The organism is Salinicola sp. NYA28a, assembly GCF_976982775.1.
Map to the genome: position 1 here is coordinate 3966475 of NZ_OZ334582.1, position 17602 is coordinate 3984076.

The 17602-nt window shown below is 63.2% G+C and carries 14 protein-coding genes; 9 read left to right on the forward strand and 5 right to left on the reverse strand.

Translation table 11 applies throughout. The features are described 5' to 3' along the window. Window positions 1-31: 31 nt before the first annotated feature. Entirely contained in the window at window positions 32-2140 is a 2109-nt protein-coding gene (locus ACWHY3_RS17930) for a TonB-dependent receptor family protein (RefSeq protein ID WP_448127156.1), read from the reverse strand. A gap of 243 nt (window positions 2141-2383) precedes the next feature. On the opposite strand from ACWHY3_RS17930, the gene ACWHY3_RS17935 reads away from it, so the two are divergent. Then, a complete protein-coding gene (locus tag ACWHY3_RS17935; RefSeq protein ID WP_448127157.1) occupies window positions 2384-3181 on the forward strand; it encodes an SDR family NAD(P)-dependent oxidoreductase in 798 nt (265 codons plus the stop codon). Window positions 3182-3629: 448 nt separating this feature from the next. Here ACWHY3_RS17935 and ACWHY3_RS17940 read toward each other — a convergent pair whose 3' ends face one another. Next, window positions 3630-4850: an amino acid deaminase gene (locus ACWHY3_RS17940; protein ID WP_448127158.1), complete on the reverse strand. Its 1221-nt coding sequence runs from the start codon at window positions 4848-4850 to the stop codon at window positions 3630-3632. Window positions 4851-5046: 196 nt separating this feature from the next. On the opposite strand from ACWHY3_RS17940, the gene ACWHY3_RS17945 reads away from it, so the two are divergent. The 4 genes from ACWHY3_RS17945 (at window position 5047) to ACWHY3_RS17960 (ending at window position 9524) form a co-directional block, all read left to right on the forward strand. Next, the gene (locus ACWHY3_RS17945; protein WP_303855966.1) at window positions 5047-5889 is read left to right on the forward strand and encodes a MurR/RpiR family transcriptional regulator; all 843 of its coding nucleotides are present in this window, start codon (window positions 5047-5049) and stop codon (window positions 5887-5889) included. Window positions 5890-5917: 28 nt separating this feature from the next. Then, window positions 5918-7387 carry an N-acyl-D-amino-acid deacylase family protein gene (locus ACWHY3_RS17950; RefSeq protein ID WP_448127159.1) on the forward strand — a complete coding sequence of 490 codons (1470 nt, stop codon included), beginning with the start codon at window positions 5918-5920 and terminating at the stop codon, window positions 7385-7387. 64 nt (window positions 7388-7451) lie between these two features. Next, entirely contained in the window at window positions 7452-7844 is a 393-nt protein-coding gene (locus ACWHY3_RS17955; protein WP_071231068.1) for a RidA family protein, read from the forward strand. A gap of 189 nt (window positions 7845-8033) precedes the next feature. Beyond that, window positions 8034-9524: a sodium:solute symporter family protein gene (locus ACWHY3_RS17960; protein WP_448127160.1), complete on the forward strand. Its 1491-nt coding sequence runs from the start codon at window positions 8034-8036 to the stop codon at window positions 9522-9524. 77 nt (window positions 9525-9601) lie between these two features. On the opposite strand, the gene ACWHY3_RS17965 is transcribed toward ACWHY3_RS17960, so the two are convergent. Beyond that, entirely contained in the window at window positions 9602-10084 is a 483-nt protein-coding gene (locus ACWHY3_RS17965) for an ureidoglycolate lyase (RefSeq protein ID WP_303855959.1), read from the reverse strand. A gap of 418 nt (window positions 10085-10502) precedes the next feature. Between ACWHY3_RS17965 and ACWHY3_RS17970 the strand changes: the two genes are divergently transcribed. Beyond that, on the forward strand, window positions 10503-11942 hold the full coding sequence (locus tag ACWHY3_RS17970; protein WP_303855958.1) for an NCS1 family nucleobase:cation symporter-1: 1440 nt from the start codon (window positions 10503-10505) through the stop codon (window positions 11940-11942). Here the strand turns inward: ACWHY3_RS17970 and ACWHY3_RS17975 are convergent. Together ACWHY3_RS17975 and tnpC are read right to left on the reverse strand one after the other, a co-directional pair. Continuing rightward, on the reverse strand, window positions 11863-12864 hold the full coding sequence (locus ACWHY3_RS17975; protein ID WP_448127161.1) for a LysR family transcriptional regulator: 1002 nt from the start codon (window positions 12862-12864) through the stop codon (window positions 11863-11865). The genes ACWHY3_RS17970 and ACWHY3_RS17975 overlap by 80 nt on opposite strands. A 49-nt stretch (window positions 12865-12913) precedes the next feature. Next, window positions 12914-14353, reverse strand: a complete 1440-nt coding sequence (gene tnpC / locus ACWHY3_RS17980) for an IS66 family transposase (protein ID WP_023004967.1) — start codon at window positions 14351-14353, stop codon at window positions 12914-12916. Between the two features lie 222 nt (window positions 14354-14575). Here tnpC and ACWHY3_RS17985 point away from each other — a divergent pair, with 222 nt between their 5' ends. The 3 genes from ACWHY3_RS17985 to ACWHY3_RS17995 all read left to right on the forward strand — a co-directional run bounded on the left by ACWHY3_RS17985 (window position 14576) and on the right by ACWHY3_RS17995 (window position 17597). Continuing rightward, window positions 14576-15289 (forward strand): SDR family oxidoreductase, encoded by a 714-nt coding sequence (locus tag ACWHY3_RS17985; protein WP_332779876.1) that lies wholly within the window; start codon window positions 14576-14578, stop codon window positions 15287-15289. Window positions 15290-15352: 63 nt separating this feature from the next. Further along, entirely contained in the window at window positions 15353-16405 is a 1053-nt protein-coding gene (locus tag ACWHY3_RS17990; RefSeq protein ID WP_332779877.1) for an SDR family oxidoreductase, read from the forward strand. Between the two features lie 241 nt (window positions 16406-16646). Beyond that, window positions 16647-17597 carry a 4-hydroxyproline epimerase gene (locus ACWHY3_RS17995; RefSeq protein ID WP_332779878.1) on the forward strand — a complete coding sequence of 317 codons (951 nt, stop codon included), beginning with the start codon at window positions 16647-16649 and terminating at the stop codon, window positions 17595-17597. The last annotated feature ends 5 nt before the right edge of the window (window positions 17598-17602 follow it).

The window sequence follows — 17602 nt, forward strand, 5'->3', positions numbered from 1 at the left end:
AGGCGAAACCTCCTCGCGGGACATCGCCGTGTCAGAAGTCGATACCGATACCAGCATAGACCGTCCGCCCCGGTGCCGGATCGAAATAGCGCGCGTTGGTCGCGTTGATGATCACGTTGGCATAGTGCTCGCGGTCGAACAGGTTGCGGATGCCGACATAGCCCTTCAGCCACGTATCGCCGCCCAGCCGCCAGCCATCGCCGCCGCGCAGGTTGACCAGCCAGACGTCGTCGATCTTCACCTCGTTGGCATCGTCGGCCATCATCGAACCGATGTACTGGGTTTCCACCGTCGCGAACCTCTGGCCGAGCCCCTGCCAGGTCAGGCGATTGACCCAGGTCTTCTCCGGCAGGCCGGGAATCCGGTTGCCGTCATAGTTGCCGTCGGCATCCTCGAAGTCATCGAATTCGTACTTGGCCAGCGTCAGCGCGCTATCCAGGCGCCAGCTGGGCTGGAACTGCCAGCCCAGCGCCGCCTCGATACCGTCCTGCTGGCTCTTGCCGGCGTTCCGATAGTAGTCCCGGCCATCGATCTGATAGGAAACCAGTGAATCCCGCACCCGGGTCGAGAACAGCGCCACGTCGTAATCGAGGCCGTTATCGAAGTTGCCGCGCAGGCCGATCTCGCGATTCCACGCCTTCTGCGGTTCGATGCCGGGATTGAAACCGCCGACGCCGGCCGGGTTGGCGAACTCGGCGAAGGTCGGCGTCTCGAACGACGTGCCCGTCGACAGATAGACCTGGTGCGTGGGCAGGTAACGGAAGCTGAGCCCGGCACTGCCGCTCCACTGCTCGAAGGTACGGTCGCCGCTGTCGTCGCCATCGTCATTGGCGAGATCGATATAGTCATCGTCGATATCGAAATCGACCCGGTCGTAACGGGTGCCGAGCGAGAGCGTCCAGCGCTCGGTCAGATCGAGATCGCCCTGCAGAAAGGCGCCCAGCGAGGTCGCCTTCTGCGTTTCGTCGGCGGTGCGCCCCTGATGATCGCCATCGATATTCACCGCCTCCCGGTAGCGGTCATCCACCTGACGTCCCACGTCCACGCCGGCCACATAGCGCAGCGGCAGCTCGCCCAGCCTCAGCGCCTGGTGATACTCGGCGCTGCCACCGTAGTAGTCGCGATCGTAGGCAACGAAGTTGTCGTCACCCGCATAGGCCAGCTGCTGCTGGTAGTCGCGCTTGAGATAGAAGCCTTTGAGGTAGAACTCGCCAGGGCCGGTGGAGAGATCCTCGTACTGCAGGCCGAGCACCTGCTGATCGACCTCCTGCCCCGCATCGATACGGGTCGGCGAGTAGAAGTTGCTGTCGACCGTGCCTGCTCGATCCTCGTCCACGGCTGCCGCGGTCAACCCGCCCGGGTCTTCGGCGTAGGGGCTATCCAGCAGATTGACGATCGCCGTGAGCGCGCGATCACTCCCCAGTTCGCGACGCAGCTTGGCGTTGAGCAGGTATTTCTCGGTCGAACTGTGGTCGCGATAGCCGTCGACATTGAGCGCCGACACGCTGATGTGGTGCGACCAAGGGCCGTTGACGCCGCCGTTGCTGACCGATGCCTTCTGATAGCCGTCACTGCCACCTTCGATACGGATATGGCTGCCCGGATCGTCGCTGCCGTCCGCGGTGGTCACGCTGATCACGCCGCCGGCGGCATTGCCGTACTGCACCGCGCTGGGGCCGCGAATCACTTCGATGCGCTCGGCGCTGTCGAGATCGATCGCATCCAGCTGCGCCTGACCGTCCGGCAACGTGTAGGGAATGCCATCGACCAGCACGGTGATGCCACGCACGCCCCAGGGCGTCCGCGCGCCAAACCCGCGAATGGAAACCCGTTCGCCCTGGGCGAAGTTGTCGCGATTCTGCAGGAAGAGCCCGGGCACCGTGATCAGCGACTCGTCCAGACGGACCCGTTGCTGGCCCTGCTGAATCTCCTCGCGCTCGACCACCGAGACGGCGGCCGGCGTGGCATACAGCTCGCGGGAAAGTCGCGGCGCGGTGACCTCGATCACCGGTTGCGCGGCCGCCGACGGGCTCGCGGCAGACGGCGCCGAGCCGGACTGTGCCGAGCCGGACTGTGCCAGCGCCACGCCGGGCAGGACGGCACCCAGACATAGGGCCGTTGGAAGGTAGCGAAATTTCATGGCGTTCCCTGCAATGGAGGTGTTGCCGCTTTTCCAGCGGCTTGTGAAGACGTGATGTGTCGCTTTTGGCGAGCGTTCCGACTCGCACGGTCACAGACGGGCGCCATTTTTACGCCTCGATGGCGCTCCCGCAAGACCAAGCCTCACGGCTGCCGGTTGGCAAGAATTCGCGACCTTGACCATGCTGGAGGCTCGAATACTGCATTCCTCGAGCAATCCAATCGTAAGCAGGGAGGCTTGGCAATGGATTTGGGCATTCTCGGTAAAACCGCATTAATCACCGGCGCTCAAAGTGGTATCGGCCTGGCCACGGCCCATACCTTGGCGGCCGAAGGCGTCAATCTGGTGCTCACCGATCTCGACCCGCAAGCGCTGGAGCGCGCCGCCAACGACTTGCCAGACGAGCCGCTATGCCTGACGGCAGACGTGACGCGGCAAGCGGAAGTGGACGAACTGGTCGCCAAGGGCGTGCAGCGCTTCGGCGCGATCGATATCGTCATCCATACCGCCGGCGTGACTGGCGCCAAGGGCGATCCGCTGGAACTCACCGACGGGGATTATGAGCACGCCTGGCAGATCGACTTCTTCTCTGCCGTGCGAGTGGCTCGCGCCACCATTCCTGCCATGCGCGATCGCGGCTGGGGCCGCTTCATCTGCATCACGTCGGAAAACAGCGTTCAACCCTACTGGGAAGAGGCGGTCTACAACACCGCCAAGGCGGCGCTGAGCACCTTCGTCAAGAACCTCTCCTACAAGGAAGCCGCCCACGGCGTGCTCTGCAATACCGTGGCCCCCGCCTTCATCGCGACGCCCATGACCGATGGCATGATGAAACAGCGCGCCGATCAACTGAGCGTTTCCTTCGAAGAGGCGATCGCAGGTTTTCTCGAGAAGGAGCGCCCCGGCATCGTCGCCAAACGCCGCGGCGAAGCGCAGGAAGTCGCCCACGTGATCGCCATGCTGGTGTCGCGGCACGCCTCTTTCGTCAACGGCAGCAATATCCGTGTCGACGGCGGCTCCGTCATTTCCGTTCAGAATTGAACGCCCCGCCAGACGGCCAGCCGTTCCAACGAACGTCGGGGCCGGGCCGACGAGCGACAGGGCGGAGAGCCCCGTCGCTCGCTCAGGCGTCACCAAGAGGTGGCATATGCCGAACCTGCCCTCCGGCGTCAGCCTTCACAGCGGCAACCCCAGGCATAAACTAGTCATAAGCCCCTGGCATAAAAAAGGCGAGCCAATGGCTCGCCAAAAACTTCCGTCAATGATTCGTTAGGTCTCATCCCGACGGAAGAGCGCTCGGGAATGGCACGCCTGCCCGGATACCGCCGGGCCTGATCCGCGAACCATCGCATGACTGTCGTGCGGCCAACGGCGCGGAAAAATGGCCGCGACCGATGCTCACAGGGTGTCAAATTAAGCGAGCAACGCCCGAGCGTCAATATTTATGGAAACCATTTCCACTTTTTTAATAGCGGATGCATCGCCGTGATCAGAAACAGGTTTCGAGAATGTCCTTCACCTCCAGCCGCTCGTCGACCAGCAGCAGGCGGCGCCACTTGTCGAAGGTCAGGCAGGGGTGCGAGGTACCGAAGGCGATGACATCGCCAACGGCGATCTCGGCATCCGCCGGCACCTCGAGAAAGACGTGCTGATCCATGATGTGTGTCGTTCGCCACGTGCTGATATCAGTTGGCGTCGCGTTCTCCGTGGCCGGTGAATAAAGACGCAGCGGCAGCGGCAGATCCGGCTCGTGGCCGATATCGCGCTTGCCCAGCGCGACGATCGCCAGGCCCGGCTCGGGTAACGACTGCACATGGGCGAACACCTCCAGCGCCGGCTTCAGCTCCCCCTCGAGCCCGGGATGGCGCGATTTCACGGCGTCCATCGCACCGGCATAGAGCTTGTGATCGTGAACCACGTAGCAGCCCGGTCGTAGCACCGGCGTGTAGCGTTCGCGCAGCTCTGCCTTGTCGAACGCTTCGGCAATCAGATCGAACCACTTGGAGCCGGACGCGGTGACGATCGGCGCCTCGCGCTGGAGCACGCCACTGGCTTGCAACTTCCGGACGGTATCGACCAGTCGCTCGCCGTAGGCGCGCACGGCGGCGATCTCGTCACCGCCAGCGATCATCCCCTCGTAACCTTCGATACCCACCAGCGCCAGCGCCGGCTGCTCCGCGATCGCCGCCACCAGCGCCTCGACCTGTTCGGCGTCGCGACAACCGCAGCGACCGCCATCGATGCCCAGCTCGATCAGCACGTTGAGCGTGAGCCCACGTTCGGCGAAATAGCGCCCCAGATTGCGCACGTTATCGGCACCATCGACCACGCAGTAGTATTCGAGGCCACGCTCGATGGCATCCGCGATCAGCGTCATGTTCGGTCGGCCGACCAGTTGATTGACCATCAGCACGCGATCGATGCCATGCGCATGCGCCGCCACCGTCTGCACCGCCGTCGCCAGCGTGATACCCCAGGCGCCCGCCTCGATCTGACGCTTGAACAGCGCCGGCGCCATCGTCGTCTTGCCGTGGGGCGCGAGTTTGGCGCCGTGATCGTCCGCGAAACGCTGCATCCAGGCGAGATTGTGCGCCAGCGGTGCCTCGAAGATCGCTGCCGCCGGCAGCGGCACGTCCGCCAGCAGATTGGCGGGGGTCGAAAGCGGCGTGCCTTTCTGCGGCGGCGCCAAAGACGTCATCGGGTCAGCCATCGGTTCTTCTCCTGTCGCGAATGTTGTGCTTGTGGTGATCGTCGTCACCAAGTCTGTCTTCTCAGTCCTTTGTCTCAGTCCTTTGTCTCAACCTTTGGGGTATTTACTAACACACAAAATAAAAATATGTTAGTGACTAACATGAACTGACTGCCTATCGACTATCGAGCCCAACGTGAGCCAGGAAATCGACATCTTGTCGCACATCACCGCCTGCCTGCCGAGTCTGCGCGAGGCGGAGAAGAAGGTCGCCAATCTGATCTTCGACGATATCGACTTCGTCGCGGAGGCCAGCATCGGCGAGATCGCCAGGCGCGCCGAGGTGAGCGATGCCACGGTGACCCGCTTCGCCCGCGCGGTGGACTGTCGCAACGTGCGCGACCTCAAGACGCGCCTGACCCGCGCGCTGGCTGCCGGCCGCCGTTTCATCCAGGAAGCGAGCGAGGACGATGGCCTCGGGGTGATCTACGACACCGCCGCCCAGACGCTGGCGCTCAACCGCACGCTGATGGAGCAGGCGGACGTCGAGGGCGCAGTGGCGATGCTCGACGACGCCCGCCAGATTCTGGTGTTCGGGGCCGGCGGCGGGTCGACGGTGATGGCGCAGGAGCTGCAGTTCCGGCTGGTCCGCCTCGGCTACGCGATCAGCGCCTATCCGCAATCGCTGCTGCCGCGCATGGTGGCCTCGACCCTGGAGCCCAGCGACGTGGTGGTCGCGCTTTCCGTTACCGGCTACACACCGGAAATCGTCGAAGCCGCCGAACTGGCGCGCCAATACGGCGCCCGGGTGCTGGCCGTCACCGCGGTCGGCTCGCCGTTGGCCAAGGTCGCCGATATCACGCTGCCGCTGGCCGCCCGCGAGACCGATTACATCTATTTTCCGTCGTCGTCGCGCTACGCCATGATGGCCGCCATCGACATGCTGGCCCTCGGTCTGGCGCTGCGCCACCGCTCGCGCACCCGCGACAAGCTGCGACGACTCAAGATCACTCTCGATGCCCACCGCGGCGGCGACAACCGCCAGCCGCTGGGGGATTGAGCGTCACGAGCCGCTTTCAGGAGCCACCATGCCCCATGATTTGTTGATCCGCCGCGCCAGCGTCATCGACGGCACCGGACGCGAGCCTTTCATTGCCGATGTGGCGGTCGAGGGCGACCGGATCGTCGCCATCGGCGATCTGGGTGATGCCGATGCCCGCGAAATGATCGACGCCGAAGGGCTGATGCTCACCCCCGGCTTCATCGACGTGCACACCCACGACGACACCAACGTCATCCGCACCCCCCAGATGCTGCCCAAGCTTTCCCAGGGCGTCACGACGGTGGTGGTCGGCAACTGCGGTATCAGCGCCAGCCCGGTGAAATTGGCCGGCGAGGTGCCGGACCCCATGAACCTGCTCGGCCGCGCGGAGGATTTCCGCTACCCCACCTTCGCCGCCTATGCCGAAGCGATCGAGCAGGCGCGACCGAGCGTCAACGTGGCGGCGCTGATCGGCCATACCAGCCTGCGCAGCCAGGTCATGGATCGCTTCGACCGTGCCGCCAGCGACGGCGAAATCGCCGCCATGCGTGAACAGCTGGAAACGGCACTGACCGAGGGCGCCGTCGGCATGAGCTCCGGGCTAGCCTACCGCAACGCCTATCACGCCCCCACCGCCGAGATGAACGCGCTGGTCGAGGCGGTCGGCCGCGCCGGCGGCGTCTACACCACGCATCTGCGCGACGAGTTCGCCGGGCTCCCCGAAGCCATGGACGAAGCCTTCGCCACCGCCAGACATGGCCAGGCGCCGCTGGTGATCTCGCACCTCAAGTGCGCCGGCGCCGGCAACTGGGGCAACGCGCCCAAGGCACTGGCGAAGCTCGACGACGCCGCGCTTTCCCACGGCGTGCACTGCGACTGCTATCCCTACACCGCCGGCTCCTCGACGCTGGATCTGGGTCAGGTCACCGACGAGATCGACATCTTCATCACCTGGTCCGACCCGCATCCGGAGATGGCGCGCCAATCGCTGAAAGCGATCGCCGAGCAGTGGGAGCTGTCGCTGATGGACGCCGCCCGGCGTCTGCAGCCGGCCGGCGCGGTCTATCACAACATGAGCGAGTCGGACATGCGCCTGGTGCTGTCGCATCCGCTGTCGATGGTCGGCTCCGACGGGCTGCCCAACGATCCGCATCCGCATCCGCGTCTATGGGGCGCGTTCCCGCGGGTGCTGGCGCACTACAGCCGCGATCTGAAACTGCTGCCGTTGACCGAGGCGGTGCGCAAGATGACCGGGCTTTCCGCCGCCAACTTCGGCCTGACCGACCGCGGCGAGATCCGAGTCGGCGCCTTCGCCGACCTGGTGTTGTTCGATCTCGACGCCCTCGAGGACACCGCGACCTACACCGCGCCGATCGCCAGGGCGAGCGGCATCGAGCGGGTCATCGTCAACGGCGTGGTCAGCTATCGCCAGGGCGAGGCCAGCGAATACCGAGCCGGACGTTTGCTGCGACGCCGAACCCGGCTGTCGGCGGAGCCTTCCCGCACCGCCTCATGATTTTTCATTCACCCGATAACCCGAAACCGTTATCCCCCATCCCGTCAATCCAGGAGATTCAACCATGAGTATCAAACGTTATGGCGTCGAAGGCGGCGTCGGCACCGGTGGCCAGAAACTGCCCTTCGCTCGCGCCACCGAGGCAGCCGGCTGGCTGTTCGTCTCCGGCCAGACACCGATGACCGACGGCGAAGTCGTCGAGGGCAGCATCATCGAACAGTCGCGACTGGCGTTCGCCAACTGCCTGAAGATCGCCGAAGAGGCCGGCTACGGTGTGGAAGACGTGGTCCACGTCACCGCCGTGCTCACCGACGCGCGCTACTTCAGCTCGTTCAACAAGGTGTTCAAGGAAGTGTTCGGCGACCATCCGCCGGCGCGGATCTGCAGCGTTCAGGACCTGGTGGTGGACTGCAAAGTCGAAGTGGACATCAAGTGCTATCGCGCCGACAGGGCCTGATACGTGCCTGCGCGTACGCATCGCTCGAAAGATGATCGAATGCGTTGACGAGACGCTTTGAAACATCTGTAAGAAAGGTGGTCACGCCCCGGCAAGGGCGCGACCGGCAGCATAAAACCCTATGGACCAGGTTGTTTAACACTGCTCCGGTCGCGGCAACGACCGGAACGACAATTATAAGAGGTCAATATGAACAGTCACGTTTTCCTCGGGGCCTTCATCGCCTACGTGCTCGTCATGATCGCGTTCGGGTGGTGGGTGTCCCGCAACAGTCGCAGCACCGGCGACGATTTCCTGCTGGGCGGACGTAGCGTCCCGATCTTCCTCACCATCGGCACCACGGTGGCGACCATGGTCGGTACAGGCTCCAGCATGGGTGCGGTCGGATTCGGCTATGCCAACGGCTGGGCCGGCGCGCTCTACGGCATCGGCGGTTCCATCGGCGTGCTGCTGCTGGCGTTCTGGTTCGCCCCGGTGCGCCGCTTCCGCTTCATGACCATGAGCGAGGAACTTTCCTACTACGTCGGCGCCAATCGCTGGGTGCGCAATATCGTTGCCGTTTTGATCTATATCGCCTGCATCGGCTGGCTGGGCGCGCATATCCTCGGCGGCGGGCTCTATCTGTCGTGGATGGCGGGAATCGACCTGACCACCGCACGCATCCTGGTGGCGCTGGGCTTCGGTGTCTACTGCGTGATCGGCGGCTACATGGCGGTGATCTGGACCGATACCGTGCAGGCGGTGGTGCTGTTCGCCGGTTTCATCGTGATGGCGATCATCGCGCTGTTCGAGGTCGGCGGTTTCTCCGGTCTCGGCGCTAACATGGACATCGCGGCCACCAGTTTCCTGGGCATCGACAAGATCGGCCTGGTGCCGGCGATCTCGCTCGCCGCGGTCATTGCCGTCGGTGTGCTGGCAACGCCCTCCTACCGTCAGCGTATCTACTCCGGCAATTCGGTCGGCTCGGTGCGCAAGTCGTTCGTGATAACTGGCGTTCTCTATCTGTTCTTCTCGATCATCCCCGCGATCATCGGCATGGCGACTCACGCCCTGAATCCCGGACTCGACAACAGCAACTTCGCCTTCCCGTTTTTGGCGACGGAAATCCTGCCGCTGTGGCTGGGCCTGCTGCTGCTGGTCGCGGGGCTGTCGGCGACCATGTCCAGCGCGAGTTCGGATGCCATTGCCGGCGTGTCGATCCTGCTGCGCGACGTCTACGTGCTGTTCACCGGCCATACGCCGTCGGCACGCAAGGTCGTGGGCCTGTCGCGGCTGGCGCTGGTCGCCACCATCGGCCTGGCGCTGCTGTTCGCGCTGACCTCCAACAACGTCATCAGCTACATCACCAGCATGATCGCGACCGTGATGGCGGGGATGTTCGTGTGCGGCGTGCTGGGGCGCTTCTGGCCGCGCTACAACTGGCAGGGCGCCATCGCCACGCTGATCGCCGCGTCCGCGACCTCGCTGGCGGTGATCAACGTGGAAAGCTGGACGGCGTTCTGGGGCAACCCCAGCATCCCAGCGGTGCTGGTCGCGCTAGTCGTGGGCGTCGTCGTCAGTCTGGTCACGCCGGCCTCGAAGGTGACGCAGGAGCAGGCGCTCAAGATCATCGATGACGAACGCGAGCGCATGGAGATGGAGGAAGACCCGGCTCAGGCCGTCAGCGGCAGGACCGCCTGAACCAACTGCAAATGATGCTTTCGATGCCCCGCACTAGCGGGGCATCCTCGTTCTCGACTCTCGCCCGCTGATCCGCTCTAGACCACCACCCGGATCGCCATCGGCCGCTCGTCGAGATTGTCGGCACCAGCGCGGTCGACGACGAGGAACTCGCCTTCCCGTTCCAGCACCGAATGGATCGCGTGCCAGGTGCCGGCGCGGTAGTTGACGCCCTGGCGGCCGTCGGTGACGAAGGCGCGGATCTCGTCCGGATCGATGTCGTCTCCCGGCGGCGCCACGACGACGACGAAACGCTCTTCGTGCAGCGGCATGAACGCCTGGCTACCCAGCGGATGACATTCGAGCAGTTCCAGCTCCAGCGGCAGCGTGACCGGCTGGCTGACGAACACACTAATCAGCGGCCGCGAAGGGGCGCCCAGGATCTCCACCCGGGCCAGATCGTGATGACGCTGCGTGCGCCCGCCGTTGATCGGGAATGACTCGCTGACACGTGCGTCGATCACGTCGCCGAACGGCGCGAAAGCCTCCGGCGTCAGCTTCTGGGCCTTCAATTCCAGCATGACTCTCTCCCCTTGGTGCTTCGTTTCAATCTAGCTTCGTTCCAATCTAGCTTCGTTCCAATCTAGCTTCGCTTCAATCTAGCGCTTTATCGTATACAAAACGAAACCGTTTTTCTTTTCTGCACTTGTATGGTGCATGCCGCCATCCAAGCGCACATCGATTGTGCGTTTCCAGCCCGACTGGGCCTGAAAGCTTGCTCGCCGCACTCGGTTCATGAACCAGCGCAAGGTTTGGCCGGAACCATGCCATGCGCTGGTCTTTGGGTTAAAAGTTTGAGCGCCGGCGTCTTTTCCAGAAGCGACCCCTTCCCATATCGTTTGCGACTCTCTCTTCTCGTTGTGATGACGGATATGGCACGCATCTTGTATACAAAAACAGGAATCACAATCACAAACCACCCTGCGGAGGGCATCCGCCATGCCACAGCAACCGCACCACTCGCCCCACCAGTACAGCGACCGGCTCTATAACGCCGATCTCGCGCCCACCAGGCAGAACTGGAACTGGTACAACATCCTCGCCTTCTGGCTTTCCGACGTGCACAGCGTCGGCGGCTACGTGGTCGCCGCCAGCCTGTTCGCCCTGGGCCTGGCCGGCTGGCAGGTGCTGATCTCGCTGTTGATCGGTATCTACATCGTGCAGATCTTCGCCAACCTGATGGCAAGACCGAGTCAGAAAGCCGCGGTGCCGTTCCCGGTGATCTGCCGGCTCTCGTTCGGCGTGCTGGGAGCGAACATCCCGGCGATGATCCGCGGCCTGATCGCCGTGGTGTGGTACGGCATTCAGACCTATCTGGCCTCCAACGCCCTGACCATCGTGATCCTGCGCCTGTTCCCCGGCATGGAATCGCTGGCCGGCCCCAGCTTTCTCGGCCTCTCCTATCTGGGCTGGATCAGCTTCATGCTGCTGTGGTGTCTGCAGGCGATCGTGTTCTGGCGCGGCATGGACTCGATCCGGCGCTTCATCGACTGGAGCGGCCCGGCGGTCTATCTGGTGATGTTCGCCCTGGCCGCCTGGCTGGTGTGGCAGGCGGGCTGGGCCAACATCAGCTTCACCTTGAGCGACATCCAGCTTTCCCCCGGCGAGCAGCTGTGGCAGATGGTGATCGCGGCCGCCATCGTCGCCGGCTACTTTGCCGGGCCGACGCTCAACTTCGGCGATTTCACCCGCTACGCGCGCACCTTCGATGACGTCAAACGAGGCAACTTCTGGGGCCTGCCGGTCAACTTCCTGGTGTTCTCGGCGACCACAGTGATGATGGTCTCGGCGACACTGCCGGTGTTCGGCGAGATGATCGACGATCCGATCGAAACGGTTTCCCGCCTCGACAATACTTTCGTTGCCGTGCTGGGCGCCGCGACCTTCGTCACCACCACCATCGGCATCAATATCGTCGCCAACTTCGTCGCGCCGGCGTTCGACTTCTCTAACATGGCGCCCAGCAAGATCAGCTTCCGTACCGGCGGCTTCATCGCCGCCGTCGGCTCGATCTTCCTGACCCCGTGGAACCTGTTCAGCAATCCGGAGATCATCCATTACACCGTCGACCTGCTCGCGGCGGCCATCGGCCCGCTCTACGGCATCCTGATCATGGACTACTACCGTATCCGCCGGGGCGAGATCGATGTTGACGCCCTGTTCAGCGTCGATCCCAGCGGCCCCTACTGGTATCGCAACGGCTTCAATCCGGCCGCGGTGAAGGCGGTGGTCGCTGCGTCGTTGATCGGCATCGTGATCAACTTCCTGCCGCTGGGCGACCTGGGGCACTTCTCGGTCTTCATCGGCGGCGCACTCGGCGCGACTTTCTATGCCATGGCGATGCGCCGCGCCACCGCCGCGGCGGCTGTGGCGTCATGAGCTGAGCAACGCTTTCGGCCTGCCAAGGCTGCGGCCGGATATCCGCCAGAGCCGCGACCATAGCATCGAGAAACAGGCGCGTCTTACGCGGTAACTGCTTCCCCATGGGATACAGCGCCATGATCGGCGCTTCGCCGAGATGCCATTCCGGCAGCACACGCTCGATGGTTCCCGCCGCCAGATCGGCGGCGACATCGACCTGAGACTTGATAAGAATCCCCTGGCCCGCCCGCGCCCAATCGTAAGCCGCATCGGCATTGTTGACCGACAGCCGCGTTTGGCCGATCCCGGAAGCGGCTCGCCCGTCGTCATTTATGAGCCGGACGTTCGCGGTGAAGCTGCCATGGCGAATGAAGGCATGCGCCTTCAACGCCTCAGGCGTGGTGGGTCGACCATAGCGGTCGAGATATGCGGTCGAGGCCACCAGTATCCGGCGATTGTCCGCCAGTTTTCTCAACCGAAGCGTGCTATCGGCTGGCTGCCCGATGCGAATCGCGATATCCACGCCATCCGCGACCAGATCGACCAGAGAGTCATCCAGCCCGAGCGATACCTTGAGCTGGGGATGGTCCTCGCTGAGCTGAAGCAGGACCGGCGCAACGTGGCGACGTCCGAAAGAAACGGGAGCCACGACCGTCAAGGTGCCGAAAACTTCATCGCGGCCCGAGACCAATTTGGCTTCGCCGATCGCCAAGGCCTCTAAGGCTCGCTCGACATCGTTGCGTAGTCGCTCGCCCTCTTCCGTCGCGGAAAGAGCCCGGGTGGTGCGATGGATCAATTCGACACCGACACGCTGCTCCAGCGATTTCAGCCGTTTGCTGACAACGGCAACACTGGTATCTAGCTCGCGTGCCGCGGCAGAAAGACTGCCTGCGCTTAATATGTAGCAGAAGGTCTTGAGTTCATTGAGATCATCAAGCACACGACACCTTTATCAACCCATATTTGAATATGTTTCGTAACTATTCAGGTCACGCTGCCTGATCCAGGCCGTCCCGACGCATGAATTCGGGCACTTCACCGGCAAACAACTGTTCCAGTGCGGTGTGCGCTGCCAGGCCCTGCTTGACCGCCGTCGAGAGGAAGCTGCGCATCCGGCAGAAGATCTCGGCACCTTCCCAGGAGCGGAAACAGCCTGAAATCTTCTGCTGGACCTTGGTCATCCGCAGGTCACGCTCCCCTTGGTTATTGGTGAAGGGCGCGGCGGGGTCGTCGAGGAAACGCAGCACATCGTCCTCGTACGCCTGGAGACGTTCGAGCAGGTTACGTGCCTTGGTACGTTTGGCACGACCGCGCTTTCCCGGTGGTGGTGGGATCGGTGGCGGACACTCGGTCTCACCCTCTGTCAGGCACTGCCGATAGCGGACTCGCCAGCGTTGCGCCTCTTCGGGCGAGAGCGTGCCACCGGCAGCGTCAACGGCCTGATGCATCTCCAGCAGCAGATCATGCAGCGCCTTGGCCCACTTTTGGTGGTCATTTTCCCAGGCCGCAGTCAATTCACGCAGGTGATGGGCGTTGCAAAGTGCGTGGCGGCAATCCGCGTAGCGGTAGTAAGGCTTCCAGTGATCATGCACCAGCACCCCCTGGACATAGGGCAGGATGCCGATGGCATCCATGGCCTCCTGACCTCGCTTGGCGTGAGGCGCCAAGTAGGTCAGGGCGTCATTCGAGGCGCTGTGCAGCCAGTAGCGCTTGCCGCCGACCTGCATCCCGGTCTCGTCGGCATGCACGGTCGCGGCTTGCCTCAGCGCCGGGATCGCCCACTCGGCAAACGCCTCGGCGCGCTGATAGGCCTCTTGATTGAAGGCGAACAGCGTGCCGGTGCTCAGCGATAGATCGCACTGTGAGGCCAGCAGCGCCTGGATGCGGGCATAGGGCAGCAACTGATACTGCGAGAGATAGACGACATGCGCCTTGAGACGTGGGCCATACTGGATCGGGCGGGTCACGCCGTCGGGAAACGGCGCCACATGGCGCCGCCCGAGATCGTCCTCCAGCACCTCGGCGCGATACTCGGTGACGACGGCCTGGATCACGATGTCTTGCACCTGGCGCGTTTCGATGCCGACCGAGCGATAGGTGCGCCCTTTGGGCAAGGTGCGGCGATCGACGCGCAACGACACGATCTCGTCGGGATCGGTGACCGGCGCCAGCGTCTTGCCTTCGTGACCCGGTTGCCCGCCAGGGCGACGCTCGCCCTTGGCCCGGGAACGGCGTTGGCGGTTGGGGTCTTGTGACGGCGGCTTGCTGCTGTTGCGGCTGCTGGTGGCCAGTCGGTCGGCCATCAGCTTGACCAGCAGCATCAGCACGTCGATGGCAGCACGCAAGGAAGGCGAGACCGTGTGGTCTTCCTTGAGCTGCTGCCGGACCCGTTCCAGGGCCTCGTCGACGTTGATATCGCTGATGGTCATGTCACCGCATAGACGTGCCGAAGGATCAGGCACACTATGCCAAAAAAATCAGGTGGTTGGCGACATGCCATCCGCAGCCACCTGAATAGTTACTATGTTTCTAACATAAGACCATTTTTATCGTTCAATGCAACAGCTAAGCTGATTTTCGATCACGGTTGATACGAACAATTCAATCTTTGGCCATCCCCCTGAATAGAAAGACACGTCGGGAGTCATCATATGTTTTCACTCGAGCAGCAGCGCGTTCTCGTCATCGGCGGTAGCTCCGGCATCGGCTTGGCAACGGCCATGAGCGCTGTGGCAGCGGGAGCTGCTGTCACCATCGCCTCACGTTCGCAGGACAAGCTGGACACCGCCGCCGCTCGAATCGCCGGCAGCGTCGAAACTGCGACACTCGACACCAGCGACAATGCAGCCATCGAAGCGTTCTTCGCCAATCATGCGCCTTGGGATCACATCGCTATATCAGCAGCCCAGACTCCGACTGGACCGGTAAGAGAGTTGCCGCTAGATCAAGCCCACGCCGCGCTCGAAAGCAAATTCTGGGGGGCATACCGCATTGCGCGTGCAGCATCGCTCAATCAAAGCGGCTCGCTGACGTTCGTTTCCGGCTTTCTTGCCGACAGACCGTCGGCCAGCTCGGTGCTGCAAGGCGCGATCAACGCAGCGCTGGAAGGCTTGGCCCGCGGCTTGGCACTCGAACTGGCCCCGGTACGCGTGAATGCCGTTTCACCCGGCATGATTGATACGCCGTTGTGGCATGGCATGGACGAGGCCAAGCGCAACCGGACCTTCGAAGCGGTCGCTGACGCATTGCCCGTCGGTCGAGTCGGCCAGGCCCAAGATATCGCCAACGCTATCGTTTATCTGATGGCGACCGGCTTCGCTACGGGCTCCACGGTCCGCGTGGATGGCGGCGGCGCCATCGCCTGACGCCCCGCCCCCGAAAACAGCTTCGAACACGATATCGCCAATGCACCATCCAGGAGTCATGTCATGAGCACAGGCACTCAGAATCCCGTTGCCCTTGTCGCCGGCGCCGGCGGAATCATCGGCCATGCTACCGCTCACGAGTTGGCCGACAGCGGCTGGAAGGTACGCGCTCTAGGCCGACGAGACGTAGAAGGTTTCGATACCCTCAAGGCCGATCTCACCGACCCCGAGACCACACGCGAAGCCCTGAAACGGGCGGCCGACACGACGCATGTCTTCTATGCGGCGCTAAAGCCGGGAGACGATCTCGCCAAGGAAGCGGAAGAGAACGGCCAGATGCTGGCCAATCTCCTCGATGGGCTGAAAGCCGTCGGCGCGCCGCTCCAACGTGTCGTGATCTACCAGGGGTTCAAGATCTACGGTATTCATCTGGGGGCCAAGGTTCGCACGCCCGCGCGTGAATCCGATCCGCCGCACATGCCACCCAACATCTATCAATCACAAGAGGCTCAACTCAGCGCGCGCGCCGAAAAGGCGGACTGGGACTTTGTCGCGTTGCGGCCAGACGTGGTGGTGGGCGATATCCATGGCAATCCGATGAACATCGCACTGGTGATCGGCGTCTATGCCGAAATTTCTCGCGCGCTGGGGATTCCGCTTCGATTCCCCGGCAGCGACAAGGCGTTCCAGCAACTCGTGCAGACCACCGATTCCGCCCTGCTCGGACGCGCCAGCCGCTGGGCCGCTCTACACGCGCCGGGTGGCGAAGCCTACAACGTCACCAATACCGATACCTTCCGCTGGGAGCGGATGTTTGGCGACGTCGCCAGACATCTCGGCATGCCATCTGCCGAACCGGTGCCGCTGAACCTTAAGACGCACATGGCTGACAAGGGCCCGCTCTGGCGCGAGCTGGCTTCAAAGCACAATCTGGTGGAGCCGGACCTCGCCAAACTCGTTGGCTGGGGATTTGGTGACTTCATCTTCCACACTGAAACCGACGTCGTCTCCGACACCAACAAGATCTACTCCGCGGGTTTCACCGAACGCATGGATTCGAGTCAGTCGCTGCTGGCCGCCATCGATAGACTCAAGGCCCAGCGAATCATTCCTTGAGCCTGCATGCCGCAGGAAAACGGGATTCTCGAAAGGGCGTGATTCACGCTGAGATCTTCTCTCCTTTCCTGGTCTTCTCTTGCCGGCGCCTTTGGCGCCGGCTTTTTCGTTTTCCCTTTGTCATACGGTATGACTTCACATCGCGCCACGAAGATTGTATAAAATCTACAATATTCGCGACATTTCTCGTCGCGACGCCTTCCCATGTCTTGCGGGGCCACCCGGATCGGAGGAAATACGCATGAAGCGCATCCACGTCATCGATTCCCACACCGGAGGAGAGCCGACACGCCTGGTCATGTCCGGCTTCCCGGCGCTGCCGGGCGACACTCTCGTCGAGAAGCGCGATGCGCTGCGGGAATCCCACGATCACTGGCGGCGCGCCTGCCTGCTCGAACCGCGGGGCAACGATGTCCTGGTCGGCGCGCTCTACTGCGAGCCCGTCACGCCGGGCGCGACCTGCGGCGTGATCTTCTTCAATAACACCGGCTATCTGGGCATGTGCGGTCACGGCACCATCGGCCTGGTGGCGTCGCTGCATCATCTCGGGATGATCCAGCCCGGCGATCACCGGATCGATACCACCGTCGGCCCGGTCAGCGCCACGCTGCACGAAGACGGCGCGGTGACGGTGCGCAACGTACCGGCCTACCGCTATCGCCAGCGCGTGCCGGTCGAGGTGCCCGGCTACGGCGTGGTGCATGGCGATATCGCCTGGGGCGGCAACTGGTTCTTCCTGGTCGGCGAGCATGACCAGACGGTGACGCTGGCCAACGAGGAAGCGCTGACGGCCTTTACCTGGGCGATCCGTCAGGCGCTGGACGCACAGGCGATCACCGGCGAGAACGGCGGCCACATCGATCATATCGAGCTGTTCGCCGCCGACGACACCAGCACCGGCAAACCGGCCGACAGTCGCGATTTCGTGCTCTGCCCCGGCAAGGCCTACGACCGTTCCCCCTGCGGCACCGGCACCAGCGCCAAACTCGCCTGCCTGGCGGCGGACGGCAAGCTGGCCCCCGGCGAGACCTGGGTGCAGGCCAGCATCACCGGCAGCCGCTTCGAGGGGCGCTACGAGTGGCAGGGCGATCGCGTACTGCCAGCCATTACCGGCAGCGCCTACATGACCGCCGATGCCACGCTGCTGATCGATGAAAACGATCCGTTTGCCTGGGGCATCACCGCGTCGTAGCTGTT